Annotated in this window: 24 protein-coding genes; 12 read left to right on the forward strand and 12 right to left on the reverse strand. The window is 71.5% G+C overall.

Features of this window, described 5'->3' with window-relative positions:
• Positions 1-55: 55 nt before the first annotated feature.
• Complete coding sequence (locus tag ACL00U_RS03795; protein ID WP_194590263.1) at positions 56-2,464, reverse strand: Ig-like domain-containing protein; 2,409 nt, start codon at positions 2,462-2,464, stop codon at positions 56-58.
• 218 nt (positions 2,465-2,682) lie between these two features.
• On the opposite strand from ACL00U_RS03795, the gene ACL00U_RS03800 reads away from it, so the two are divergent.
• A complete protein-coding gene (locus ACL00U_RS03800; protein ID WP_017886744.1) occupies positions 2,683-3,264 on the forward strand; it encodes a LemA family protein in 582 nt (193 codons plus the stop codon).
• A 19-nt stretch (positions 3,265-3,283) separates the two neighbouring features.
• Positions 3,284-4,186 (forward strand): M48 family metalloprotease, encoded by a 903-nt coding sequence (locus ACL00U_RS03805; RefSeq protein ID WP_017886743.1) that lies wholly within the window; start codon positions 3,284-3,286, stop codon positions 4,184-4,186.
• A gap of 4 nt (positions 4,187-4,190) precedes the next feature.
• Here the strand turns inward: ACL00U_RS03805 and ACL00U_RS03810 are convergent, their stop codons facing one another.
• On the reverse strand, positions 4,191-5,486 hold the full coding sequence (locus ACL00U_RS03810) for a winged helix-turn-helix domain-containing protein (RefSeq protein ID WP_412873844.1): 1,296 nt from the start codon (positions 5,484-5,486) through the stop codon (positions 4,191-4,193).
• Between the two features lie 92 nt (positions 5,487-5,578).
• Here ACL00U_RS03810 and ACL00U_RS03815 point away from each other — a divergent pair, with 92 nt between their 5' ends.
• On the forward strand, positions 5,579-6,838 hold the full coding sequence (locus tag ACL00U_RS03815; protein ID WP_042537710.1) for an AI-2E family transporter: 1,260 nt from the start codon (positions 5,579-5,581) through the stop codon (positions 6,836-6,838).
• Between the two features lie 48 nt (positions 6,839-6,886).
• A complete protein-coding gene (gene ilvA / locus ACL00U_RS03820) occupies positions 6,887-8,146 on the forward strand; it encodes a threonine ammonia-lyase (RefSeq protein ID WP_017886740.1) in 1,260 nt (419 codons plus the stop codon).
• A gap of 148 nt (positions 8,147-8,294) precedes the next feature.
• Here the strand turns inward: ilvA and greA are convergent, their stop codons facing one another.
• A complete protein-coding gene (gene greA, locus ACL00U_RS03825) occupies positions 8,295-8,783 on the reverse strand; it encodes a transcription elongation factor GreA (protein ID WP_017886739.1) in 489 nt (162 codons plus the stop codon).
• A gap of 71 nt (positions 8,784-8,854) precedes the next feature.
• Entirely contained in the window at positions 8,855-9,346 is a 492-nt protein-coding gene (locus ACL00U_RS03830; RefSeq protein ID WP_017886738.1) for a DUF4307 domain-containing protein, read from the reverse strand.
• A 19-nt stretch (positions 9,347-9,365) separates the two neighbouring features.
• On the opposite strand from ACL00U_RS03830, the gene mca reads away from it, so the two are divergent.
• Both mca and ACL00U_RS03840 read left to right on the forward strand, forming a co-directional pair.
• A complete protein-coding gene (gene mca, locus ACL00U_RS03835) occupies positions 9,366-10,256 on the forward strand; it encodes a mycothiol conjugate amidase Mca (RefSeq protein ID WP_139179747.1) in 891 nt (296 codons plus the stop codon).
• The gene (locus ACL00U_RS03840; protein WP_017886736.1) at positions 10,253-10,558 is read left to right on the forward strand and encodes a hypothetical protein; all 306 of its coding nucleotides are present in this window, start codon (positions 10,253-10,255) and stop codon (positions 10,556-10,558) included. Before mca ends, ACL00U_RS03840 begins: the two co-directional genes overlap by 4 nt.
• 111 nt (positions 10,559-10,669) lie before the next feature.
• On the opposite strand, the gene trhA is transcribed toward ACL00U_RS03840, so the two are convergent.
• Positions 10,670-11,377: a PAQR family membrane homeostasis protein TrhA gene (gene trhA / locus ACL00U_RS03845; protein ID WP_284760703.1), complete on the reverse strand. Its 708-nt coding sequence runs from the start codon at positions 11,375-11,377 to the stop codon at positions 10,670-10,672.
• 97 nt (positions 11,378-11,474) lie between these two features.
• On the opposite strand from trhA, the gene ACL00U_RS03850 reads away from it, so the two are divergent.
• From ACL00U_RS03850 to ACL00U_RS03860, 3 genes are all read left to right on the forward strand, one after another.
• Positions 11,475-12,260: an isoprenyl transferase gene (locus tag ACL00U_RS03850; protein WP_031259495.1), complete on the forward strand. Its 786-nt coding sequence runs from the start codon at positions 11,475-11,477 to the stop codon at positions 12,258-12,260.
• Positions 12,261-12,385: 125 nt separating this feature from the next.
• A complete protein-coding gene (locus ACL00U_RS03855) occupies positions 12,386-13,495 on the forward strand; it encodes an aminotransferase class V-fold PLP-dependent enzyme (protein ID WP_042537708.1) in 1,110 nt (369 codons plus the stop codon).
• A gap of 486 nt (positions 13,496-13,981) precedes the next feature.
• Positions 13,982-15,343, forward strand: coding sequence for a PhoH family protein (locus tag ACL00U_RS03860; protein ID WP_175470777.1), 1,362 nt, complete (start codon positions 13,982-13,984; stop codon positions 15,341-15,343).
• Positions 15,344-15,436: 93 nt separating this feature from the next.
• On the opposite strand, the gene ACL00U_RS03865 is transcribed toward ACL00U_RS03860, so the two are convergent.
• The 5 genes from ACL00U_RS03865 to xseA all read right to left on the reverse strand — a co-directional run bounded on the left by ACL00U_RS03865 (position 15,437) and on the right by xseA (position 19,851).
• Positions 15,437-16,840 carry a class II fumarate hydratase gene (locus tag ACL00U_RS03865; RefSeq protein WP_017886731.1) on the reverse strand — a complete coding sequence of 468 codons (1,404 nt, stop codon included), beginning with the start codon at positions 16,838-16,840 and terminating at the stop codon, positions 15,437-15,439.
• A 137-nt stretch (positions 16,841-16,977) separates the two neighbouring features.
• Positions 16,978-17,592: a carbonic anhydrase gene (locus ACL00U_RS03870; protein WP_017886730.1), complete on the reverse strand. Its 615-nt coding sequence runs from the start codon at positions 17,590-17,592 to the stop codon at positions 16,978-16,980.
• A 74-nt stretch (positions 17,593-17,666) separates the two neighbouring features.
• Entirely contained in the window at positions 17,667-18,302 is a 636-nt protein-coding gene (locus ACL00U_RS03875) for a DUF4245 domain-containing protein (RefSeq protein WP_017886729.1), read from the reverse strand.
• Positions 18,299-18,544, reverse strand: a complete 246-nt coding sequence (locus ACL00U_RS03880; protein WP_017886728.1) for an exodeoxyribonuclease VII small subunit — start codon at positions 18,542-18,544, stop codon at positions 18,299-18,301. Before ACL00U_RS03880 ends, ACL00U_RS03875 begins: the two co-directional genes overlap by 4 nt.
• A gap of 71 nt (positions 18,545-18,615) precedes the next feature.
• On the reverse strand, positions 18,616-19,851 hold the full coding sequence (xseA, locus tag ACL00U_RS03885) for an exodeoxyribonuclease VII large subunit (protein ID WP_159557513.1): 1,236 nt from the start codon (positions 19,849-19,851) through the stop codon (positions 18,616-18,618).
• Between the two features lie 126 nt (positions 19,852-19,977).
• On the opposite strand from xseA, the gene ACL00U_RS03890 reads away from it, so the two are divergent.
• Positions 19,978-21,042 (forward strand): 4-hydroxy-3-methylbut-2-enyl diphosphate reductase, encoded by a 1,065-nt coding sequence (locus ACL00U_RS03890; RefSeq protein WP_412873845.1) that lies wholly within the window; start codon positions 19,978-19,980, stop codon positions 21,040-21,042.
• A complete protein-coding gene (locus ACL00U_RS03895; protein WP_412873846.1) occupies positions 21,039-21,779 on the forward strand; it encodes a DUF6264 family protein in 741 nt (246 codons plus the stop codon). Before ACL00U_RS03890 ends, ACL00U_RS03895 begins: the two co-directional genes overlap by 4 nt.
• A 419-nt stretch (positions 21,780-22,198) precedes the next feature.
• Here the strand turns inward: ACL00U_RS03895 and ACL00U_RS03900 are convergent, their stop codons facing one another.
• Positions 22,199-23,458: a M18 family aminopeptidase gene (locus ACL00U_RS03900; protein WP_412873847.1), complete on the reverse strand. Its 1,260-nt coding sequence runs from the start codon at positions 23,456-23,458 to the stop codon at positions 22,199-22,201.
• Positions 23,459-23,631: 173 nt separating this feature from the next.
• Positions 23,632-24,660, reverse strand: a complete 1,029-nt coding sequence (fbaA, locus tag ACL00U_RS03905; protein WP_017886723.1) for a class II fructose-bisphosphate aldolase — start codon at positions 24,658-24,660, stop codon at positions 23,632-23,634.
• A 159-nt stretch (positions 24,661-24,819) separates the two neighbouring features.
• On the opposite strand from fbaA, the gene glpX reads away from it, so the two are divergent.
• A complete protein-coding gene (gene glpX / locus ACL00U_RS03910; RefSeq protein WP_017886722.1) occupies positions 24,820-25,809 on the forward strand; it encodes a class II fructose-bisphosphatase in 990 nt (329 codons plus the stop codon).
• Positions 25,810-25,875 lie beyond the last annotated feature (66 nt).

Below are 25,875 nucleotides of genomic sequence, written 5' to 3' on the forward strand. Positions count from 1 at the left end.
GTCCGAGCACCGTCGTGACGCGACCAGTGGACCCGGTCGGGAGGCCCGGCTCGTTTCAGACGCGCGCCGCGCGCCGCTCGGTGCGCAGCCAGACCAGGGCCGCGATCGCGGCCGCCACGCACGCTGCGGCGATCCCGACGAGCAGTACCGGGGCAGCGTGCGTCCCGGTGGTCCCCGAGTAGACGGCCGTGGTCAGCGCCACGGCGACCACCGCGAGCGCGACGTACCGACCGCGCGAAGCGGCGAGCAGCGCGCTGCCGGCGGACCCGGTGACGGGCAGCAGGGTCGCGACCACGGCACCCAGGCCGCCGACGCACAGCGTGATGGCGAACTCCGACCCCAGCGACACCCAGAAGCCCCCGCCGGCGAGCAGGCTGTGCAGCACCCAGCCGACCGCCGCGAGACCGAGCAGGGCCAGCACCCGCCAGGTCGCTCCCCGGGCGCTCCCGGCGATCCCGGTACCGAGGCGGAGCGGGCCGGTGCCCAGACCGGGCCTGCCCGACGGGACGAGGACGACGCCGACGATGAGGGCGGGGGAGAGGTCTGCCACGCGCGTGATGCCGCAGGCCACGAGCGCCGCGAGCACCAGCCACGGCGACACCCGGAAGCCGATGGTCCGGTGGTCGGTGCCCGCTGCCCACCGTGTGGCGAACACGACCGCGGCGGTCAGGACCGCGGTACCGGCGAGGACCGCGATCGCCAGACGGGCGTACCGGGCCTCGAGCTCGACACCGACGCCGAGCAGGGTGCAGAGAGCCGCGACGGACACCGCGATGGTGATGGATGCCCAGGTCGGCAGGACGTCGTCGCCCCGGGCACGGTCGGACCGGGAGCGGTTGCGGCCGAGGAGCCCGGCGAACGGCGACCGGAGACGGCCGCGGGCGACGGCGGCCACCAGCGCCAGCGGCGCGGCGATCAACAGGAGGAACCCGGCTGCGACGGCGGTGGCGACCAGGACGGTCCGCCACGAGAACGCGGCCTGGATGGTCGGGACGGTGCCGTCGTAGGAGGTCGCCGCGGTCCAGTCGCCGGCGGGGCCGGACCAGTCGGTGTGTCCTCCGGCGCTGCCGACGCCGGCCGGGCTACCGGTGCCGGAGCCACTGCCGCTGCCTGAGCCACCGCCGGCCGTGGGGCCGTTGCCACCGTTGCCGTGGTCGCCGCTGTCCGTTCCGGTGCCGGTGCCGGGCGTGCCAGCGCCGGGCGTGCCGTCGACGCCGGTGCCCGCCGTGCCGGGGGTGCCCGCCGTCGCGTCGGAGCCCGGCGTCGGCCCTCCGGGGGTCCCCGGGGTGTCCGTCGCGCCCGGGGTCGGTGTGCCGGTCGGCGCCGTCGTCGCGGATCCCGCCGTGACCCGCACGGCGGCCGAGGACCGGGAGTAGTTGCCCGCAGCGTCGTGCTGCGTCGCGGTGAGCCGGTGCTCGCCGGCGCGCAGGGTCGATCCCGCGGTGGAGCACGACCACGAGGCGTCCGTCCCCACCAACACGCCGCACACCGGAGCACGATCGACGTACACCGTCACGCGAGCGCCGGGCTCGCCGGTGCCGGTCACCGTCGTCGACCGGGTGCCGATCCGCTGGCCGTCGTCCGGCGTCGTGATGCGCGGGGCAGCCGGTGCGGTGCGGTCGACCGTGACAGTCACGGGCGCCGAGGCCGCGCTCCGCAGGTCGGACCGGTAGCCGCGCGCGGTACTGGCCGTCTGCGAGGCGGTCACGGTGAACCGGCCGTCCGCTCGGGTGCCGAGTGCTGCGACCCACCGACCGTCCGGGCCGACCGGGGCGGTCTGCTCGGTCGTGGACCCGGACACCGACAGCGTCACCGTCGATCCGGGGAACCCGGTGCCGGACACGGTGCCGCCGGTGGGGCCGGCAGCCTGCAGGGTCGGCGGGACGATGACGTCCGAGGCCGGAGCGTTCGCGACGGGGAGTCCGGTGGCGACGAGGTCACGCACCGTGAAGACCTGCTGCGGGCCGGACCGGACGGTGCCGAGGCATGCCCAGGATCCGTCGGACCCCACCCGAGCCGTGCACCCGGACGAACCGGTCGCGGTCGGACCGGACACCCGGACGCTGTGCCCCGGCGTGCCGGTGCCGTGGAAGCGGGTGGTGCCCGTCGTGACGTCACCGGGATCCGCGATCGTGGGCCGCACGGCCGGACGCGTGGGGGTCGGCAACGGAGCGCCCGGTCGGCCCGTGCTCGGCGGCGCGATCTCGCTCGGATCGGGACTCGCCGTCGGCTCGGCCGTGGGCGGGGACGCGTCGGTGGGAGCCGCTGCGGCTCGGGGTTCCGCAGCCGCGGCGGCCTGGGGCTCCGCAGTCACGGCGACCGCGACGGCCGGTGCTGCCGCGGCACCGAGGAGGGCCGCGACGAGGACCGTCGTCGCCGCTGCGAGCAGAGCGAAGCGGGGTCGACGACGAGGGCCGTCGCCCCCGACGGCCCCTTCGTCCACGTTGTCCCCGCGCGTGTTCACCGGACCCATCCCACGGGATCGAGCGCCTCTGGTCAATACACCTCGCGGATGAGGTTGCGGATCGGGCAGCAGTCCGAATGCGCGGTGTGCGTGACTCGGGAATCGGCCGTGAACACTGCTCAGCGAACGGAGCATGCAGACTGCATCGATAGACTTCACGACGGCCGTTCAGGCCATCGCAGCACCGCGGATCCCGACGCGCAAAGGAGTACGCCCGCATGGACACCGGACTCGTCACGACGCTCATCGTCGTCGGAGTGGTGGTGGTCATCCTGGTGATCATCGGGATCTACCTCTGGGTGACGTACAACGCCCTCGTCACGCTCAAGGTGCGGGTCGATGAAGCCTGGAGCGACATCTCGGTGCAGCTGAAGCGCCGCGCCGACCTCATCCCCACGATCGTCGACACCGTCAAGGGGTACGCCACGCACGAGAAGGCGGTCTTCGACGACGTGACGAAGGCCCGCGCCGAGACCCTGTCGGCCGGTGACGCCGACACGGCCTCCGCTGCCGAGGGACACATGCAGAAGGCACTGAAGAGCGTCTTCGCGGTGGCCGAGGGGTACCCGCAGTTGCAGTCGAGCCAGAACTTCCTGCAGCTGCAGTCCGAGCTCGTCGACACCGAGGACAAGATCCAGGCCGCTCGACGGTTCTACAACGGTGGCGTGCGCGAGCTGAACACGAAGATCCGGGTGTTCCCGAACTCCACGTTCGCGAAGAACCGCGGCTTCACCGAGGCCACGTTCTTCGAGACGAATGAGCCGGCGGCCATCGCCGAGCCGCCGCGCGTCCAGTTCTGACCCCAGCGTCGGAGCCGACGTGTACAGCGCCATCGCGCGGAACAAGCGGAACACCGTCGTCATCGTCCTGGTGTTCCTGCTGATCATCGGTGCGCTCGGGTTCCTCGGCGGGTACCTCGCCGGGAACGTCTCGATCGGGTTCATCGTCCTGGTGGTCGCACTGGGCTACGCCGTGCTGCAGTACTTCCTGGCGGCACGACAGGCCACCGCCATCGCGGGTGGGATCGAGATCGACCGGGCCGCCGAGCCGCGACTCTGGCGCACCGTCGAGAACCTGGCCATCTCGACCGGCATGCCGATGCCCCGGGTGTTCGTCATCCCCGACCCCGCCCCGAACGCCTTCGCCACCGGGCGGGACCCCGAGCACGCGGTCGTCGCGGCGACGACCGGGCTGCTCGAGCTCATGGACGACCAAGAGCTGCAGGGCGTGATGGCGCACGAGCTCGGGCACGTCCGCAACTACGACATCCGGGTGTCCACGATGGTCTTCGGTCTCGTCGTGGCCGTCGGATTCATCGCCGACATCCTGCTCCGCATCTCGGTCTTCAGCGGTCTGTCCGGCGGGCGGAACCGCAACTCGGACAACGGCGGCAGCGCCAACCCGGTCCTGTTGATCGCCGGCATCGCCGCCGTCGTCGTGGCCCCGATCGCCGCGGCGGGCGTGCAAGCCGCGGTGTCCCGGCAGCGCGAGTACCTGGCGGACGCGACGGGCGTGATGACCACGCGGTACCCCGAGGGCCTGGCGCGGGCGCTCGAGAAGCTCGGGGCGTACGGCCGTCCGGTGCAGACGCAGAACTCCTCGATGGCGCACCTGTGGATCGCCGACCCGATGCGCCCCGGGGTGATGGACCGGCTGTTCTCGACGCACCCGCCGCTGCCCGACCGCATCGCTCGTCTGCGCGCGAACGCCGAGCGGTTCTGACGGGTCAGCGAGCGTCACCAGCGTCGTCGACTGCCGCGTCCTGCTCGGCACGCGCGACCGGCTGGGCCGCATCCGTGTCGTCCGCGGACACGTGCGGCACCAGGGGGAGACCGAGCGCTCCGGCAACGGCAGGTGCTGCGGTGCCACGATCGGTCACCTCGATCGCCCCCAGGCCCTGCCAGCTCGCGGTCCGCCGCAGGGTCTCGGCGAGTCGCTCGGGGTCCAGGTGCACGCCGGGTTCCTGCCACGCGGTCCGGACCCGGAGCACGCCCCGCTGCCGGTCGCTCTTCAGGTCGATCCGACCGACGAGCCGGTCGTCCTGCAGCACCGGGAGCACGTAGTAGCCGAACACCCGCTTCGGCGCCGGCGTGTAGATCTCGATCCGGTAGTGGAAGCCGTACATCCGCTCGGCCCGCCGTCGGAACCAGACGACCGGGTCGAAGGGGCTCAGCACCGCGTCCGCCGTCAGCTGCCGGGGTACCCGCGCATCGGCGTGGAGCCAGGCCCGCTCGCCCCAGCCCTCGACCCGCACCGGGACGAGTTCCCCGGCGGCGGCGAGTGCGGCGATCGCGGCGGCGGTGTCGTCGGAGCGCAGTCGGTAGTAGTCCGCGATGTCCGCTCGGGTGCCGACACCGAGCGCGCGCGATGCCCGACGCACGAGTTCGAGCACGGCGTCGGCGCGTGCCGGAGCGGTCTCGAGGAAGCCGTCGGGCAGCACCTGCTCGGGCAGGGCGTAGACGCGCTCGAACCCGGCGCGTCCGGCGCTGACCGTCTCGCCCCACCGGAACATCTGCTCGAGCCCGAGCTTCACGTCGCTCCACCCCCACCAGGGGCCACGTCGCACGTTCGACTCGTGCTCCACCGCGCTGGCGGGCATCGGCCCCTCGCCCCGCAGCAGGGCGTGCAGCTCGCGGCGGACGGCAGCGGTCCGGGTGACCCCGTCGATCCTGGTCGGTCCGGCGTCGCGCTCCCGCAGGGCGTCCATCCGCCACCGGAACAGCCGCAGGTCGTCGCGGGGGATGAACGCGGCCTCGTGCGCCCAGTACTCGGTGTACGGGCCGGACCGCCCGAGCGTCAGCCGGTCGAGCGTCGAGCGGTCGTAGGTGCCGAGCCGGGCGAAGAGCGGCAGGTAGTGGCTGCGTTCGAACACGTTGACGGAGTCGATCTGCAGCAGGCCGAGCCGCCCGAACGCGGCGTTCACCGCACGTGTCGACACCGCGTCGGCGGGTGGTCGTCCGAACCCCTGTGCGGCGAGTGCGACCCGACGGGCCTCGGCGGCGGAGAGCGTCGACCTGGGCATGCGGCGACGCTACCGAAGGCCGCCGACACGAGGATCCATGCACGTATGCCGCATCTGGCACCTGACCGGAAGCACGTCGGTACAATCAGGCCATGGCATGGGGAAGCAAGCAGACTCATCCCGACCCCGTGGTCGAGGAATCGGTCCCGATCGGCGTCCGCATCGCCGGTGCGTGGTCGTGGCGAGCGCTCGTCGTCGTCGGTGTGATCGCCGTCTTCATCTGGCTGGTCACGGTCTTCAGCGAGATCCTCATCCCCTTCCTGGTCGGGATCGTCGTCTCGGCGCTCCTGGTGCCGATCTCGAACTGGCTGCAGCGGCACCACGTGCCGAAGTGGCTCGCGGTCGTCATGAGCCTGCTCGGCGGCGTCGCGGCCCTGGGTGCCCTGGTCTGGCTCGTCGTCGACCAGGTGATCGCGTCGTACCCGTCCCTGCGTGACCGGACGATCGACCAGTACGCCAACATCAAGGACTTCGTCCTGAACTCCGGGTTCGGCATCAGCCAGACCGACGTCAACGGCTGGCTCGACGACGGCACGAAGTGGCTGCAGGACAACTCCGCGTCGATCCTGTCCGGTGTCGCCAGTGCCGGGTCGGGTGCAACCCATGCGTTCGCAGCGCTCTTCATCACCCTGTTCACCACGATCTTCCTGCTGATCGACGGCAAGAACGTCTGGCGCTGGTCCGTCCGGCTGTTCCCGAAGAAGGCGCGCGCAGCGGTCGACGGCGCCGGTGTCGCCGGCTGGATCACCCTGACGAGCTTCATCCGGGTGCAGATCTTCGTCGCCTTCGTCGACGCGGTCGGCATCGGCCTGGGGTCCTTCATCGTCGGGCTCTTCTTCGGTGGCATGCCGCTCGTGATCCCGATCGCGGCCTTCGTCTTCCTCGGCGCCTTCATCCCGGTCGTCGGCGCCATCGTCACGGGCTTCTTGGCGGTGTTCGTCGCACTGATCTTCAACGGCCCCCTCGCCGCCGTCCTGGTCCTCGGCGTCGTGCTCCTCGTGCAGCAGATCGAGGGGCACATCCTGCAGCCCCTCGTCATGGGCAACGCGGTCAAGGTCCACCCGCTCGCGGTCGTCCTCGGCGTCACCGCGGCGTCGGGTCTCGCCGGCATCGCCGGAGCGTTCTTCGCCGTGCCGCTGATCGCGACGCTGAACGCCATGGTCACCACCATCGCGAGCGGCCGCTGGCGCCGGCTCGACTCCGACCACGTGCTCGAAGCGACGCCGAAGCGCGGGCAGCACGGCCAGATCCAGTTGCTCCGGCGGCGCCGGCACAAGGTCGGCGACGACGTCCCGGCCCCGGGTGTCGACGCTGGTCCCTCGGCCGAAGAAGGCACCGCCAGCACCAACTGAGCGTCACACGAGTTCGCCGCCGCGGCTCGGAACGACGATGATGGGGGAGTGACCGACACCAGCGCATCCCCGCACACGCTCACCGCGATCCCGACCCTCGCGGACATCGAGGCGGCGCGCGAGACCATCAAGGGCGTCGCGCGAGTCACCCCGATGGAGACGTCGCAGTTCCTCGCCGAACTGCTCGGGTCCCCGGTGCACCTGAAGTGCGAGAACCTGCAGCGCACCGGTGCGTACAAGGTGCGCGGTGCCTACAACCGGCTCTCCACCCTGTCCGCCGAACAGCGCGCCAAGGGCGTCGTCGCCGCCAGTGCCGGCAACCACGCGCAGGGCGTCGCGCTCGCTGCGCGCGAGCTCGGGATCCCCGCGACGATCTTCACGCCGGTCGGGGTCGCCCTGCCGAAGCTGCAGGCCACCCGCCACTACGGCGCCGACGTCGTGCTGCGGGGCCACTCCGTGGAAGAGGCGTTGAGCGCCGCGAAGGACTTCGCCGCCCACACCGGTGCCGTGTTCATCCCGCCGTTCGACCACCCGGCCGTCATCGCGGGGCAGGGCACGCTCGGCCTCGAGATCATCGATCAGGTGCCGGACGTCGACACCGTGGTGGTGCCGATCGGTGGCGGCGGTGTCATCTCCGGCATCGCACTCGCGGTCAAGGGCATGGCCGAACGGCTCGGTCGGCCGATCCGGGTGATCGGCGTGCAGGCCGAGAACGCCGCTGCCTACCCGTCGTCGATCCGCGCCGGTGAACCCGTCACGATCACCACGAAGCCGACCATCTCCGACGGCATCGCGGTGGCGCGGCCCGGCGACCTGAACTTCCCGATCATCCGCGACCTGGTCGACGACATCGTCACCGTCTCGGACGACGACACCGCCCGCGCCCTGCTCGTCCTGCTCGAGCGCGCCAAGCTCGTGGTCGAGGCCGCGGGGGCCGTCGGCGTCGCCGCGATCATGTCCGGCGCCGTCCGCGACACCGGCCGCACCGTGGTGCTGCTGAGCGGCGGCAACATCGACCCGCTGATGATGGAGCGCGTGATCACCCGCGGTCTCGTGGCAGCGTCCCGGTACATCGGGATCCGCATCATGCTGCCGGACCGCCCGGGCCAGCTGTCCCGCGTCGCCCAGGTCATCTCGGACGCCGGCGCGAACGTGGTCGAGGTGCTGCACACCCGCCACGGGCAGGGCCTGGTCATCAACGAGGTCGCGCTCGACCTGTCAATCGAGGCCCGCGGCCCCGAGCACGCGCAAGAGGTCATCCAGCGTCTGCACGAGGTCGGGTTCCGCCCCGAGCTCCTGGAGCACTAGTCCGCGACGGGCTGACGCGACGATGTCGCTGTCGTGCGACAGCGTTCATGTCGTTCCGCGTCCGCCCCGCGCCCTGGGCGCGACCAGCGGACAGACAGGAGGCCCGTGGCGGTGTCGCCACGGGCCTCCTGTCTGCAGTGGGCCGGGTCTACGGCTCGTAGCGCTCGATCTTGACGACCTCGACGGCGATCTCCTTGCCGTTCGGCGCCGTGTAGGTGGCCTTGTCGCCGGCCTTGAGGCCGACGATGGCCGCGCCGACGGGGCTGACCGGGCTGTAGACCGTCAGGTCCGAGCCCTCGGCCACGATCTCGCGGCTGCCGACCAGGAAGGTGGACTCGTCGCCGGCGATGACCGCCGTGACGACGGTGCCCGGCTCGACGGTGCCGTCGAACTCGGCTTCGCTGACGGTGGCGTGCTTGAGGAGCTCGGTGAGGACGCGGATGCGGGCCTCGATCTTGCCCTGCTCGTCCTTGGCGGCGTGGTAGCCGCCGTTCTCCTTGAGGTCGCCCTCTTCGCGAGCGGCCTCGATGCGGCGCGCGATCTCGGCACGGCCCTCGCCGCTCAGCTCGTCGAGCTCCGCCTTGAGACGGTCGTGCGCCTCCTGGGTCAGCCAGGTGACCTGCGTGTCGTTGCTCATGTTCTGTCCCTTCGACCATGAAAAAACGAGACCGGCCGAGTGGTCGGTCTCGAGAGGCGAATCAGGACAGTCTAGGGAATCCAGCAGTCGTGGATCAACCCGGTCACGCCCCGCGTCGTCGTGGTGACCTGCGTGGAGATGCTCCGACTGCGCTGTTCGGACGCCGGCACGGTGATCTCCTTCCAGCCCACGATCGAGTAGCTCTTGTCGAGCACCTGGACGGCGCACTTCGCCTCGACGCCCGGATCGACGGACACCTGCGAGTGGACGACGGTGCTGTGCTCGGACAGGACCTCGTACCCGATGACGTCCTGGTCGAGGCCACGATCGGACTGGTCGAGCCCCGCCCAGATCACCCACGCCCCGAAGACCACGACGACCGCGATGGCCGCGACGATCGCGAAGAGGCGGCTGCGGCGCTTGCGGGCCGGGGTGCGGCCGTAGCGCTCGTCGAGCGTGGCGGTCTGGTGCTGTTCGGACAGTTCGGGGCTCCCGGGGTGGATATCCTGATCCCAGGGTAGTTCACGCGATGCTGTGCGCTGCCCGCGTCCGACGCCGCTCACCCGCAGTGAGGAACCCCACGTGCCCTACCGCCTGCTGGCAGTCCACGCCCACCCCGACGACGAGTCGAGCAAGGGTGCCGCGACCGCCGCGAAGTACGTGGCCGACGGGCACCAGGTGCTCGTCGTGTCCTGCACCGGCGGCGAGGCCGGCGACATCCTGAACGACCAGCTCGGCGAGCCGGCGACGAGCCGTGCGCACCGCGACATGGCCGGGTACCGCCGCACCGAGATGGCCGCGGCGCAGCAGGCACTCGGCATCGACCACCTGTGGCTCGGGTACCACGACTCGGGGTTGCCCGACGCCGAGAAGGGCGAGACGGTGCGGCCGGGCACGTTCTCGACGGTCCCGCTCGAGTACAGCACCGAGGCGCTGGTCCGCGTGATCCGCCGGTTCCGCCCCCACGTGCTCGTCACCTACGACGAGAACGGCGGCTACCCGCACCCCGACCACATCCGCACGCACGAGGTGTCGATGGCCGCGTGGTCCGCCGCCGCAGACCCGTCGGCGTACCCGACCGCCGGTGCACCCTGGTCGATCGCGAAGCTCTACTACGAGCGCACGATGAACCCCCGCCGCTTCAGCACGATCTTCGAAGCCCTGCAGGAGCGCGACCCGGACAGCCCCGCGGTCGAGCAGCTGCGCGAGTGGGTCGAGCGGTTCGCCGACCGGCCCGACCTCGCCACCACCCACGTGGACGTGCACGAGTACTTCGACCAGCGCGACGCCGCACTCCGCGCGCACGCCAGCCAGGTCGCCCCGGACAGCGCCTTCTTCTACTGGCCGAACGACCTCCTCGCGACGGTGTGGCCGACCGAGGACTACCAGCTCGTGGAGGCACGCGTGCCGACCGAGCTCCCGGAGACCGACCTGTTCGCCGGGATCCCAGCCGACAAGGAACCGACCTCGTGAGCACCATCGCGGCGGCACTCGCCGCCACCCCCAGTCCCAGCCCCTCGGTCGTCCCCGACGTCGACGTCACCCCGGGTGTCGTCGGGTTCATCGCGATCGCGCTCGTCGCCATCGTGACGATCCTGCTCGTCGTCGACATGACCCGGCGCATCCGCCGGACCCGCTACCGCGCCGAGGTGCGGGAGCGGCTCGAGGCCGAGGCGAACGGCACCGCGGGTGACGGCACCGCGACGGACGAGCCGGAGCGGCGTGCGGCCGAGGACGGCCGGGCCGACGTCGGCGACGACACCGAGCGCGGCTGACGCGGCCGGGTAGGGACTGGAGGCCCGTGGCGGCATCGCCACGGGCCTCCCGTCCGCCTTGTGCGCGCGCCGACCGGAACCGGGCGCGGGCGCACCAGGAACGTGCGACGGTCAGCGCACCGGGTCCAGCGCCACGATGAGCACGCCGACCCACTGCGCACCGAAGGCCACGACGGTCAGGGCGTGGAACACCTCGTGGAACCCGAACTGCGTCGGCACCGGGTTCGGCCGCTTGAAGCCGTAGACCAGCGCCCCGATGATGTACGCGACGCCGCCGGACAGGATGAGCACGGTCATCGGGACGCTCGCGGCGAAGAACTGCGGCAGCAGCGCCAGGGCAGCGCACCCGAGCACCAGGTAGATCGGCACGTACAGCCAGCGGGGCGCGTTGATCCAGAGCACGCGGAACGCGATGCCGAGCGCTGCGCCCGACCACATCACCCACAGCACGACGACCATCAGCGTGTGCGGCAGGGCGCAGATCGCGATGGGCGTGTAGGTGCCGGCGATGAGCAGCAGGATGTTCGTGTGGTCGATGCGCTTCAGCACGGCCTTCACCTTCGGCCCCCACGGGAACCGGTGGTAGGTCGCCGAGACGCCGAACATCGCCAGCGACGTCGCCATGAACACGGCACTGCCGACCTTCGCCGCGGTGCTGTCGGCGAGGGTGATCAGGACGACCCCCATCGCGATCGCGAACGGGAACGCGCCGAGGTGGATCCAGCCGCGCCAGGCGGGACGGGGCTCCAACGTGGGGGCCGTCGCCTCTTCCGTGAACGGGACGTGGGGGAGGGTGCCGGTCTCGTGCTCGTCCTGCATGGACCCGACCATAGGGCCTGATCCCGAACGACCGCCACGTGTCCGCAGAGCGGGCACCCCCAGGGCTCTCGTCCAGGTGGTGCACTACGCTCGGTGCGTGACCGGGACGGCGGGATGGACAGGGCGGGGGATCCTCTACCGCGCCTACCAGCGCCGGATCCGCCGCCAGCTCGAAGGGGCCGCGAAGCCCAAGCACGTCGCCATGATCGTGGACGGCAACCGCCGCTGGGCGAAGCAGCTCGGGCTCGAGTCCGCCGCACACGGCCACCGCGCCGGCGCCGCGAAGATCCCGGAGTTCCTGACCTGGTGCGACGACCTCGGCATCGAGGTCGTGACGCTCTACCTGCTGTCCGCCGACAACCTGACGGGTCGTGGCGGCGAAGAGCTCGAGGAACTCGTCGGGATCATCGCCGACCTCGCCGGGGTGCTGGCCGACAACCGTGACTGGCGCGTGCAGCACGTCGGCTCGAACGAGGGGCTGCCGGACAACCTGGTGACCGCGCTCGAACGGGCCGAGCAGCGCACCGCCGGACGCACGGGGCTGCACGTCAACCTGGCCGTCGGGTACGGGGGCCGTCGCGAGATCGCGGACGCCATGCGCAGCATCGTGCAGTCGCACGGCGCGGGTGGCGGCACCATCGACACCCTGGCCGAGGTGCTGACGCCGGAGCTCATCGGCGACCACCTGTACACGCAGGGCCAGCCGGACCCCGACCTGGTGATCCGGACCTCGGGCGAGCAGCGGCTGTCCGACTTCATGCTGTGGCAGAGCGCGCACAGCGAGTTCTACTTCGTCGAGGCGTTCTACCCGGACCTGCGCGAGGTCGACTTCCTCCGTGCGGTCCGCGACTTCGGGCTCCGCTCGCGTCGCTTCGGCGGCTGAGCGTCGCTTCGGCGGCGGAGCGCGGCTGGTCGCCCAGCCACCAGCCACCTGCCGCACCGGGTTCGTCGGCGGAGCCACGTCCCAGTAGGCTCTCAGGGTTCAACCCTGTGAAAGGTGCACCACCTGTGAACATCGACGAGTACGCCGCCGGCTTCTCCGAAGACCCCGGTTACCTCGACCACGCTGCGTTCGGCCCCGTGCAGACCGCCGTGCTCGAGGAGCAGCGCGTGCTCGGCACGATCCAGGCCCACATGCGATTCGGCGCGATGGAGACCCTCGACGAGCAGGACGCCCGCGTCCGCGCCGTCGCCGCGCGGCTGGTCGGCCGCCGCGAGGACCAGGTCGTCTCGCAGGCCGCCACGACCCCCGGCCTGCTGCACACCGCCTTCGGCCTGACCGGGGGTGTGCTCGTGTCCGCCGACGAGTACCCGTCGCTGCCGCTCGCACTGGCCAGCGCCGCGTCGGCCACCGGCGGCCGCGTGCAGCCCGTCGTCATCGAGTCGGGTGCCGGCTGGGTGACGCCGGAGCTGATCCGTGAGCGCCTGACCGACGAGGTGACCGCCGTCGCGGTGTCGCTGGTCGACTGGCGCACCGGCTACCTGACCGACCTCGCCGCCATCCGCGAGGTCATCGGCGACCGCCTGCTCATCGTCGACGCCATCCAGGGTTTCGGTGTCGTCGACGCCCCGTACGAGGTCGCCGACGTGGTCGCCACCGGCGGGCAGAAGTGGCTGCACGCCGGGTGGGGCACCGGGTTCGTGGCCTTCAGCGACCGCGCCCTGAACCGGATCCGTCCGGCGCTGTCCGGTCCGCACGGCACGTCCGGCTGGCCGACCGAGGTCCCCGCCGTCCGTCCGGCAGCCGCCGGCTTCCAGATGTCCCGCATCGACCCGGTCGCGCAGGCCCGGCTCGCGGTGTCGCTCGAGCGCCTCACCGCCGTCGGTGTCGCCGCCGTGCAGGAGCGAGTCGCCGACCGCGTCGAGCGTGTCTTCGCGATCGCCGACGAGTTCGGGCTCGAGGTCGAGTCCAGCCGCGACCCGGCAGAGCGCGCCGGCATCGTGGTGCTCCGGCCGACGCAGGGGCGAGTGACCGCCCTGTCCGCGGCGATGCACAACCACGGCGTCACCGCGACCACGCGGCTCGGGGTCGCGCGCGTGTCGGTGTTCCCGTCGACCACCGACGAGACCCTCGACATGTTCCGCGACGCCTGCGTCTCGTACGCCACCATGCAGTAGCAGCGGCGGGCTGCGGGTTCGCGGTCCGCGCGCGGTCACGACACCCCGCTCACGTCCGCCGGGTGGTCACCACCTGTCGGCTGGCGCCGCAGCGGCCGACAGTTCGTGACCAGTCGACGTCGCGCGCGCGACGAGTCGCGACCAACGGACGGCCTGGAGGCGCGGTGCCAGGCCGCCACGGGCCTCCCGTCCGCCGCTCGCGCGCGGTCACGACACCCCGCTCACGTCCGCCGGGTGGTCACCACCTGTCGGCTGGAGCGGTCGCAACAGACAACTTGTGACCAGCCGCGTCACGAGGTGCGCTCGCGTTGTTCACGCGACCGTAACTCCAGAAACCGCGTGTCGCTGGCGGGGTGTCGGGGGCCGGACGTACGTTGTCCCCATCGGGCACCGCGCCCGATCGAAGCGGCCACAGTCGGTGCTTCGGGACCCGCTCTGTGGCCGCGTTCGAGGACAGGACCGGGCCCGTCGCGGCCCGGGGATGGAGTGGTCGTGACCTCTCAGAACGTCTCTCGCGGAACACAGGAACAGCACACCGCGGACTCGTCCACATCGGTCGCCCAGCGCACGTACGTGCTCGACACATCGGTGCTCCTCAGCGATCCGCGGGCCTTGTTCCGCTTCGCCGAGCACGCCGTGGTCCTGCCCGTGGTGGTCGTCAGCGAACTCGAAGCGAAGCGCAACGACCCGGAGATCGGGTACTTCGCCCGGCAGGCCCTCCGGCTGCTCGACGAACTGCGCATCGAACACGAGCGGCTCGACTTCCCGATCGCGATCGGCGACGGCGGCTCGTTCCGCGTCGAACTGAACCACTCCAACCAGTCCGTCCTGCCGTCGGGCCTGCAGCTCGGCGACAACGACTCCCGCATCCTCGCCGTCGCGTCGAACCTGAAGAACGACGGGCTCGACGTCGTCGTCGTGTCGAAGGACCTGCCGCTCCGGGTCAAGGCGTCGTCGATCGGCATGGCGGCCGAGGAGTACCGCGCCGAACTCGCGGTCGACTCTGGCTACACCGGCATCGCCGACCTGCAGGTGTCCGGCGAGCAGATGTCCGACCTGTACGAGAAAGAGGAGATCCGCTCCGCGAAGCTCGACGGCGTCCCCGTGAACACCGGGGTCGTCATCCACTCCGAGCGTGGATCGGCGCTCGGCCGCGTGCACGTCGCCGGAGCAGTCGCCCTGGTGCGCGGCGACCGTGAGGTCTTCGGCCTCCGCGGGCGCTCGGCCGAGCAGCGGCTCGCGATCGACGCGCTGCTCGACTCCGAGATCGGCATCGTCTCGCTCGGCGGCAGTGCCGGCACCGGCAAGTCGGCGCTCGCCCTGTGCGCCGGACTCGAAGCGGTGCTCGAACGGCAGCAGCACAAGAAGATCATGGTGTTCCGGCCGCTGTACGCCGTGGGCGGGCAGGACCTCGGCTTCCTGCCGGGTGACGCCGGCGAGAAGATGAACCCGTGGGCGCAGGCCGTCTACGACACCCTCGGTTCGGTGGTCTCGGACAACGTGCTCGACGAGGTGATCGAGCGCGGCCTGATCGAGGTGCTGCCCCTGACGCACATCCGTGGCCGCTCCCTGCACGACGCCTTCGTGATCGTCGACGAGGCCCAGTCGCTCGAACGGAACGTGCTCCTCACGATGCTCTCGCGCATCGGCCAGAACTCGCGGGTGGTGCTCACCCACGACGTCGCGCAACGCGACAACCTGCGGGTCGGCCGGCACGACGGGATCGCGTCGGTCATCGAGCGGCTCAAGGGGCACCCGCTCTTCGCGCACGTGACGCTGACGCGGTCCGAGCGCTCCGCGATCGCCGCCCTGGTCACGGACCTGCTGGACTCGCCCGATCTGGTGTAGCGCGCGTCGGGCCGCCACGTGACGGACGGGAGGCCCGGTGCCAGCTGGCACCGGGCCTCCCGTCCGTCCTGGGGATGTGTCAGGAGCGTCGCGTCAGTTCGGGTGGGTCATGCTGAGGACGTCGAGCGCCTCGTCGAGCTGCGCCTCGGTGACCTCGCCGCGCTCCACGTGGCCGAGGGCCACGACGGCCTCGCGCACGGTGATGCCCTCGGCGACGGCGTACTTCGCGACCTTCGCCGCCGCCTCGTAGCCGATGACCCGGTTGAGCGGGGTGACGATCGACGGCGAGGACTCCGCGAAGGCGCGGGCACGCTCGAGGTTCGCCTGCAGCCCGTCGATGGTCTTGTCCGCGAGCACCCGCGAGCTGTTCGCCAGCAGGCGGATCGACTCGAGCAGCGCCGTGCCCATCACCGGGATGGCGACGTTCAGCTCGAACGCACCCGATGCGCCCGCCCAAGCGATGGTGGCGTCGTTGCCGATGACCCGGGCGCCGACCATCAGGGTGGCCTCGGGGATCACCGGGTTCACCTTGCCGGGCATGATCGAGGAACCGGGCTGCAGGTCGGGGATGTGCAGCTCGCCCAGCCCGGTGTTCGGACCGGAGCCCATCCAGCGCAGGTCGTTGTTGATCTTCGTCAGGCTGACGGCGAGCACCTTGAGCGCACCGGACGCCTCGACCAGGGCATCACGTGCGCCCTGTGCCTCGAAGTGGTCGACGGCCTCGGTGATCGGCAGGTCGGTGTCGCTCGCGAGCTGGGCGATGACCCGCTGCGGGAAGCCCTTGGGGGTGTTGATGCCGGTGCCGACCGCGGTGCCGCCGAGCGGCACCTCGGCGACGCGGGGGAGCGTCGCCTGCACCCGCTCGATGCCCAGGCGGATCTGGCGGGCGTAGCCGCCGAACTCCTGCCCGAGGGTGACGGGCGTGGCGTCCATCAGGTGCGTCCGGCCGGACTTGACCGCGTCGGCCCACAGGGTGGCCTTCGCCTCGAGCGACTCGGCGAGGTGCTCGAGCGCGGGCACGAGCGTGCGGATGAGCGCCTCGGTCACGGCGACGTGCACGGAGGTGGGGAAGACGTCGTTCGACGACTGCGAGGCGTTGACGTGGTCGTTCGGGTGCACGGCGGAACCCGCGATGTCGGACGCCAGTGTCGCGAGCACCTCGTTCATGTTCATGTTCGACGACGTGCCGCTGCCGGTCTGGTAGACGTCGACCGGGAACTGGTCGTGGTGCTGCCCACCGATGATCAGGTCGGCCGCACCCGCGATGGCGTCGGCGACGGCGGGCTCGACGATGCCGAGCTCACCGTTCACGATGGCCGCGGCGCGCTTGATCCGCGCGAGCGCCACGATCTGCGCCGACTCGAGCCCGGTGCCCGAGATGGGGAAGTTCTCGACGGCGCGCTGGGTCTGGGCACGGTAGAGCGCCGACTTCGGCACCCGTACCTCGCCCATGGTGTCGTGCTCGATGCGGAACTCGGTCGGGGTGGTGTCGGTCACGTCGTCGTGGTCCTTCCTGGGGTGCTCGCCGGTCGCGGTCGCGCCGGCCCGTGCCTGCGCCCCGGGGTCGCCGGGGCGGTCGTCGTCGGGGTCGGGGTCGGGGTCGGGGTCGGGGTCGGGGTCGGCGTCGGCGTCGGTCAGACCTGGCCGACGACGGTGTCGATGGTGACCTCTCCGGTGGCGAGGTCGTAGGTCGCCCCGACGACGGCCAATCTACCCTCGGCCACGGCGTCGGAGACCGCGCCGGAGCGCTCGATCACCTGGCGGAGGGTCGCTTCGAGGTGTGCGGCGCCGACGGCTTCCTGCGGCAGCTCGGCGTCGGTGCGCCGGACCTTCTCGACGCTCGGGGCGATCGCGTCGACGAGGGCCTGCAGGTGCGGGGCGGGGACGGGCTCACCGGAGCGCGCGGCCGCGACGGCACCGCACCGGGTGTGCCGGAGCACGACGACCAGGGGAGTGCCCAGCGCGACGACCGCGAACTCGATCGAGCCGAGGACGACGTCGTCGACGATCTGGCCCGCGTTGCGGATGGCGAACAGGTCACCGATGCCGGCGTCGAAGACGTGCTCGAACGGCACCCGCGAGTCCGAGCAGCCGAGGACGGTCGCGAACGGCGACTGCGATCCTTCGAGTTCGGTGCGGCGGTCCGGGTCCACGCGGCCCATCCGACGCTTGTCGGCGGCGAAGCGGGCGTTGCCGTCGACGAGCAGGCGCAGGGCGTCGGACGGGGTGGAGGCGGCGCGGTCGGGCATGGGACTCCTCGGTTCGGATGGGACGCAGCGGGGCGGGTGCGGTGGTGACGAGCGGCGGTCGTGCCGGTCGTCGGCTACTCGGTCAGTTGTCGGGAGACAGCGGTGGCCACGGTCCGGAAGGCCTTGTCGTCGGCCGTACCGGAGAGCACGATCGTGTCCTTGCCGAAAGTCGAGACGAGCGAGTACGCGTGGTTGCCGGCGTCGGTGCCCTCGGCGCGGCGGTCGTAGACGGTCCACTCCGTCTCGCCGATGGTGCGGTCACCGGTGGACGGACGCTGGTCGAGCTGGTTCGACACCCACGAGGCGTTGGCGTCGATGCCCTGCTGCAGACCGAGGTACTGCTTGTCCGGGGTCACGAAGCCGACGGTCCAGACGTCCACACCGTCGGTGGTCTTGTTCGCGAAGTCCGCTCGGTTGGCGCTGTAGCCGTCGGGCAGCGGGGGCGCCACCAGGGTGACGTCGTCGACCTGGGCCTTGGCCGCGATCTGCTGGTAGTCGACGGTGCGGTCCACGGTGGTGTCGGGCCGGACGACGACGGCGACCAGGAACAGCACGATGCCGAGCGAGGCGATGAGCGCGATGACCAGGTTGAACGCGGTCTGGTGCTGCCGGCGGGCGGTCCGGGCGGCGTCCTTGCGCGCCCAGGTCTCCTCTGCCGTCTCGGGGCGACCGAGCTCGGCGACGATCGGACGGCCGTTCGGGTCGGTCATCGGCCGGAGCCGTCCTGGGCATCGCTGGCGGCACGGGCCGCGTCGAGTCGCGCGCGGGCACCGACGAGCCACTCTTCGCACCGGGCGGCGAGGGCTTCGCCCCGCTCCCACAGCGCCAGTGAACGTTCGAGGGTCGCGGAGCCCTGTTCGAGCTCGCTCACGACGCGCACGAGTTCGTCGCGGGCCGCTTCGTAGCTCAGCGACTGGACGTCGGTCTGCTCGGGTTCCTGCTGGGATGGCACGGGACGATCCTACCGAGCGTCCACCGACGATCCGCCGCCCGGACCCAGGCTGTGGAGAACACCCGTCGTGCTCAGGAGCCGTCCGGGCCGGGGCCGTCCGGTTCGAGCGTGCCCGTGGCCGTGCCGGCACCGAGCGTGACGTGCACCGGCGTCGCTCCGGACAGGTCGTCGGTGCCCCGGACGACACCCCCGTCGGCCCGCTGCACGATGGCGTACCCGCGGCGCAGGGTGTCGCGCGGCGAGAGCGCCCGGAGGCGAGCGGTCAGGTGCCCGACCTCGGAGTGTCCGCGCTCGAGCCGGCGGTCGAGCAGCTCGCGGGCGCGGGACAGGTCGCGCGCGACCTCTTCCGCACGGGTGTCGACGAGCCACGCGGTCGACGCCAGGGCCGGCCGCGACCGCAGCGCGGCGAGCCGGTCGGCCTCGACCGACAGCGTGTGCGAGAGCCGCAGCCCGAGCCGGGCGCGGGCTGCCCGCACGTTGGCGAGCTCCTCGGCGACGTCGGGCACGACCCGCTTGGCGGCGTCCGTGGGGGTGGAGGCGCGCAGGTCGGCGACCTCGTCGAGGATCGGGCGGTCGGCCTCGTGCCCGATCGCCGAGACGATCGGGGTCGACGCCGCCGCCGCCGCACGGACGAGTCCTTCGTCGCTGAAGCCGAGCAGGTTCTGGAAGTCGCCGCCGCCACGGGCGATGATGATGACGTCGACCTCGGGGTCGGCGTCGAGCTCGAGGATCGCCGCGGTGACCTCGGCGACGGTCCGTTCGCCCTGCACCGCGGTGTGCACGGTGCGGAACTCCACCTGGGGCCACCGCAGCTGCGCGTTCCGCTTGACGTCCTTCTCGGCGTCGGAGTCCTTGCCGGTGACCAGGCCGATGCGGTGCGGCAGGAACGGCAGACGCTGCTTGCGAGCCGGGTCGAACAGGCCTTCCTCGGCGAGGGTGCGACGGAGGCGCTCGAGGCGTTCGAGCAGGTCACCGAGCCCGACGTGCTTCATCTCGACGACCTGCATGGTCAGCGAGCCGCCCTTGACCCAGTAGTTCGGCTTGAGCGCCGCGACCACCCGGTCGCCCTGCTTGATGTCGGCCGGCACCCGGGAGCGCACACTCGACCAGATGGAGAACGACACGGTGGCGTCGACCTCGACGTCCTTGAGCTTGCCGTACACGTTGCCGCCGGCGACGTTCCACTGCGTGATCTCGCCCTCGACCCAGGCGGTGCCGAGCCGGTCGATCCAGTCGCGGAGCTTCGCGCCGAGGAGCGCCACCGGCCACGGGTTGTCGGCCGTCGGCGGGCCCTGTTCGATCGCCATGTCGCTCCTCGTCCTGCTGGGACGTCCATCGTGCCCGAGACCGGTGACAGGGGACGGACGTCGTGTTGTCCACAGGCACCGCACGCGCCCAGGTCGCGTGCGTGCCGCTCACCTATCATCGGGGACGTGACGATCACCAACGGCCACACGGTCCCGCTCGCCCCACCGCGTGTGCACGCGGCACGGGGCCGACTGCGTGACGAGCCGGTCGCCGGCCCCAAGAAGGTGCTGCTCGCCGCGCCCCGTGGCTACTGCGCCGGGGTCGACCGCGCGGTCGTCGCCGTCGAGAAGGCGTTGGAGCAGTACGGCGAGCCCGTCTACGTCCGCAAGCAGATCGTCCACAACGTGCACGTGGTCTCGACGCTCGAGCAGCGCGGCGCCGTCTTCGTCGACGACGTCGCCGAGGTCCCCCGCGGCTCGCACGTGGTCTTCAGCGCGCACGGTGTGTCGCCGGCCGTCGTCGCGGGTGCCGCAGACCGCGACCTGCACGCCATCGACGCCACCTGCCCCCTGGTCACCAAGGTCCACCGCGAAGCCACCCGGTTCGCCAAGGCCGAGCGCACCATCATCCTGATCGGGCACGCCGGCCACGAAGAGGTCGAGGGCACCATGGGACACGCCCCGGACCGCACGATCCTGGTGAGCGGCCCCGCCGACGTCACGGCGCTCTCGGTGCCGGACCCGGACAACCTCGTCTGGCTGTCGCAGACCACGCTCAGCGTCGACGAGACGATGGAGACCGTGCGGCTGCTGCGCGAGAAGTTCCCGGCCATCCAGGACCCCCCGTCGGACGACATCTGCTACGCCACGCAGAACCGCCAGGTCGCGATCAAGAAGGTCGCGCCCGGTGCCGATCTGGTGATCGTGGTCGGCTCGGCGAACTCGTCGAACAGCGTCCGCCTGGTCGAGGTCGCGCTCGAGCACGGTGCCCGCGCCGCCCACCGCGTCGACTACGCGGAAGAGATCCAGCAGGCGTGGCTCGACGGCGTCGAGACGGTCGGCGTGACGAGCGGTGCGTCCGTGCCGGAAGAACTCGTGGCCGAGGTGCTCGAACAGCTCGCCGACGCCGGCTACGCCGCCGTCGAAGAAGTCGTCACCGCACACGAAGACCTGATGTTCTCGCTCCCCAAGGAACTCCGCACCGACGCCTCGGGCAACCCGACGCGCGCGCTCGGCGGGCGTCGGGCATGAGCGGCGCGGACGGCTGGTCCTCGGTGCCGCGCCGCCACCCGGCGGACCACGGCGACGCCGGCGTCGGTTCCGGCCAGGAGGCCCGGGGAACGTCCCCGACGTCGCCTGCCGGTCCCGCGAACGGTCGGCCCCATGGCCGTCCCGCCCCGGGCTACGGCGAGTACGCGCCCGAAGGCTGGGTGAACCCGGTCCTCGTCGAGCAGGAGCGGCAGGAGCGGCAGGACCGCGAGCGACAGGACCAGGCCAAGGCCGTCGGCGGGCGCGACGCTGCTCCGCGCGACAGCGTCCGCACCGACCACGCTCGTCCGGACGCTCGCTCCGGTGCGGCCCCTGCCGGGGTGCAGCGGACGATGCCACGGAGCCGGTTCGGCCGCACGCCGACCGATTTCGTGCTCACCGTCGGGCTCCTGGCATTCGGACTCGTCTCCGTGGTGCAGTCCCTGTCGGTCGGTGACGTCGCCTCCACCGTGCGGCGCACCCTCGAGACCCAGTACACGGGGCTGAACGACCCGAGTGCCCTGAGCACGGCTGCCGTCATCGCCGCGATCACCAACGTGGTCGTCTTCGCCCTGGTCGCCTGGTGGTCCATCCGCCGGCTCCGGGCACGGAAGCGGACGTTCTGGGTGCCGCTGGTCGGCGCGGTCGTCGCCACGGCCATCAGCACGATCGCGTTCGTCGTCGTGGTCCTGCAGGACCAGGCCTTCGTCGACTTCATGCTGCGACAGTCCGGCGCCTGACCGCCTGACCGCCTGACCGCATGACCGCCTGACCGCCGGGCTGCTCGCCGCGCCCGCCCTCGGCCGTCGAGTGGTCGCAACGTGCCGCGTTCCCGCCGTCGAGTGGTCGCAAAGTGTCGTCCGGCGCCGTCACGACCGACACTTCGTGACCACTCGGCCTTGCGCGCGTGGGGAGTCGTGACCACTCGGCAGCCGGTCCGTCGGCCAGTCGCGGTGCCGGTGCCCTTCCGGCGATCGTCGTCAGCCTCGCCGACACACCCAGTCGCCCCTGCCGAGCGGTCGCAACACGCCGCGGGCCCGCCGTCGAGTGGTCAGAAAGTGTCGTCCGGCATCAGCGCAACCGACACTTCGTGACCCCTCGGCGACACGAGCGCGGGAAGCCGCGACCACCCCGGCCCGCCGACGCCGCCGCCCGGAGGTCAGCCGGCCAGGAAGGCCGCGACCGCGCCGTGCAGGGCGGCCAGGTCGTCGACGTGCACGAGCTCCCGGATCGAGTGCATCGACAGCAGCCCGACGCCGATGTCGATCGTCGGGATCCCGAGTCGGGTCGCCGCGATCGGGCCGATCGTCGAGCCGCCGGGGATCGTGTTCACGTTGACGAACGGCTGCCACGGCACACCGGCGGTCTCGCACGCGGCGGCCCAGACGGCTTCGCCCTTCGCCTCGGTCATGTAGCGCTGGTTCGCGCTGATCTTCAGCAGCGGACCGGCTCCGGGACGCGGACGGTTCGTCGGGTCGTGCTTCTCCGGCTGGTTCGGGTGCACCAGGTGCCCGGCGTCGCTCGACAGCAGCCACGATGCACGGAACGCCCGGGCAGCTTCGGAGCGGGTGGCGCCGAGGCCCTCCTGCACACGGCCGAGAACGTCCTCGAGGAACGGACCCCCGGCACCGGACGGCGTCGACGACCCGATCTCCTCGTGGTCGAACGCCGCGAACACCGGGATGTGGTCACCGTCGGTGGGAGCGTCGACGATGCCCCGGAGTCCGGCGTGCACGCTCGTCAGGTTGTCCATCCGGCCGGACGCCAGGAACTCCCGCTCGATGCCGATCCGGGCCGGCGCCTGGGTGTCCGCGAGGAACAGGTCCCACGACACGGCACCCTCGCCGAGCCGGGCGAGCAGCCACTCCACGACAGAGGTCCCACCGGCGTCGCCGTCGACCCCGACGATCGGCAGGGTGTGGCGCTGGCGGTCGATCTCCTTGCCGTCGTTCACCCCACGGTCCAGGTGGATCGCCAGGTTGGGGATCCGGGCGACGGCATCGGTGCTGACGAGCCGCACGCTGCCGTCGGCGTCGACGACCCGGCCGGCGATCCGGAGGTCGCGGTCGAACCAGGTGGACAGGAGTGCGCCGCCGTAGACCTCCACGCCCAGCTGCTCCCAGCCCCCGGTGCGGACGCCGGGGTTCGGCTTGATGCGGAAGCCGGGGGAGTCGGTGTGGGCGCCGAGGATCCGGAACGGGTTCGTCGGTCCGGCACCGTCGGGCAGACGCCACGCGATGACGGCGCCGTCGCGGACCACCACGTACGCACCGGGTTCGGTCGGCCAGGCGTCGAGCTCGGACAGCTCGGTGAACCCGGCAGCGACGAGACGGTCACGGGTCGCCGCAGCCGCGTGGAACGCGGTCGGCGACTCGGTGACGAACTGGGCGAACTCGGAGGCGATGGCGTCGACGGTCACCCGACCATCGTGGCACGTGACGAGCGTGGCGGAGGCGAGCCGTGCCTCCAGGCCGTCCGTCGAGACGCCGACGTCATCGCAGGACGCCCCCGGAAACGCGAGACGCCGCCGGAATCCGCGGTGTTTCGCGGACACGACGGCGTCTCGCGACGGGTCGGACGGGACGGACCTGCTCAGCCCTTGGCGTGACCGGCCGAGCCGAGGACCTTCGCGGCCTCGACGACGCGAGCCGCCATGGCGGTCTCGGCGACCTTGCCCCAGGCGCGGGGGTCGTACTGCTTCTTGTTGCCGACCTCGCCGTCGATCTTCAGCACGCCCTCGTAGTTGCGGAACATCGAGTCCGCGATCGAGCGGGTGAACGCGTACTGCGTGTCCGTGTCGATGTTCATCTTGATGACACCGTTGCGGACGGCCTCGTGGATCTCGTCGTCGGTCGATCCGGAGCCGCCGTGGAAGACGAGATCGAGGGGGTTCTCGCCGGTGCCGTGCTTCGCCGCGACGGACGCCTGGATCTCGCCGAGGAGCTCGGGACGGAGCTTGACGTTGCCCGGCTTGTAGACGCCGTGCACGTTGCCGAAGGTGAGCGCCGCGATCCAGCGGCCCTTGTCGCCGAGGCCGAGCGCGTCGACGACCTTCTCGACGTCGTTCGGTGTGGTGTAGAGCGCGTCGTTCGTGCCCTCGTGCTGGACGCCGTCCTCTTCGCCGCCGACCACCCCGATCTCGACCTCGAGGATCGCGTTGATGTTCCGCGTCTTCTCGATCATCGTCTTCGCGATCTCGATGTTCTCGTCGAGCGGCACGGCCGAACCGTCCCACATGTGCGACTGGAAGATCGGGTTGCGTCCCTGCCGGACCTCTTCCTCGCTCGCGGCGATGAGCGGCAGGACGAAGCCGTCGAGGGCGTCCTTCGGGCAGTGGTCGGTGTGGAGCGCGACCGTGATGTCGTAGTTCTTCGCGACCTCGTGGGCGAACTTCGCCATCGCGAGGGCACCCGCTGCGCGGTTCTTGATGGTGTGGCCGGCGAAGTAGTCGGCACCGCCCGTCGTGACCTGGAGGATGCCGTCGGAACCGGCTTCCTGCAGGCCCTGGAGGACCGCGTTGATGGTCTGCGAGGAGGAGACGTTGACCGCGGGGTACGCGAACTTGCCCGCCTTCGCGCGTTCGATCATCTCGGCGTACTGTTCCGGCGTTGCGATGGGCACGTGGATCTCCTTCGACTTCGGTGATGTCCCCGCCGATCGTAGTCAGCCGGACTGGAGGCGCGGTCCGGGTTACGCGGTCGGCTCACGTCCGGCGTGCACATGCGTGCACGGACCCGGTGTCCGGACCGTGGGTCGGCCGCCGGTCGGTAGGCTCGGCTCGTGACTCCCACGACTGAGACCGGCTCCCTATTCCTCCAGCCCGACCGCAACCTCGCGCTCGAGCTCGTGCGTGCGACGGAGGCCGCCGCGATCCGTGCGCAGCCGTGGGTGGGGCGTGGCGAGAAGAACCTCGCCGACGGCGCCGCGGTCGACGCGATGCGCAAGTTCCTCGGCACGGTGAACTTCGACGGCGTCGTCGTCATCGGCGAGGGCGAGAAGGACAACGCCCCGATGCTCTACAACGGCGAGCACGTCGGCAACGGTCACGGCCCGGCCTGCGACATCGCGGTCGACCCGATCGACGGCACCTCGCTCACCGCCGCCGGTCGCCAGAACGCCATCTCCGTGATGGCCGTCTCGGACCGCGGCTCGATGTACGACCCCTCCGCCGTCTTCTACATGGACAAGATCGCCGCCGGCCCCGAGGGGCGCGGTGTCCTGGACCTCGAGAAGCCGATCGGCGACAACATCCGCGCGCTGGCGAAGGCCAAGGGCAAGGACCTCGAGGACATGGTCGTCGCCGTGCTCGACCGCCCGCGCCACGACGAACTGATCCGCGCCATCCGTGCGACCGGTGCCGGCACGCGACTGCTGCTCGACGGTGACGTCGCCGGCGGCATCGCCGCCGCACTGCCCGGCTCGACGATCGACATGTGCGTCGGTGTCGGCGGCACCCCCGAGGGCATCATCACGGCGTGCGCGATCAAGGCGCTCGGCGGCGTGATCCTCGGCAAGCTCCAGCCGAAGGACGACGAGGAGCGCGAGCGCGCCATCGCCGCCGGCCACGACCTGGACAAGGTCCTCGACCAGGACGACCTGGTCACGGGTGACAACACGTTCTTCGTCGCCACCGGCGTCACCGACGGCGTCCTGGTCGACGGCGTGCGTCGTTCGCGCGGCGTCATCCACACCGACTCGCTCGTGCTCCGCTCGCGCTCGAACACGATCCGCCGCATCCAGGCGGACCACCGTGCGGAGAAGTGGTTCTAGGCCGGACGATCGTCCGCCGCTTCGGGGCGTCGCCGGTCTTCCGGCGGCGCCCCGTTGTACGAGCCC

This window comes from Curtobacterium poinsettiae, from assembly GCF_047226435.1.
Lineage (GTDB): Bacteria > Actinomycetota > Actinomycetes > Actinomycetales > Microbacteriaceae > Curtobacterium > Curtobacterium poinsettiae.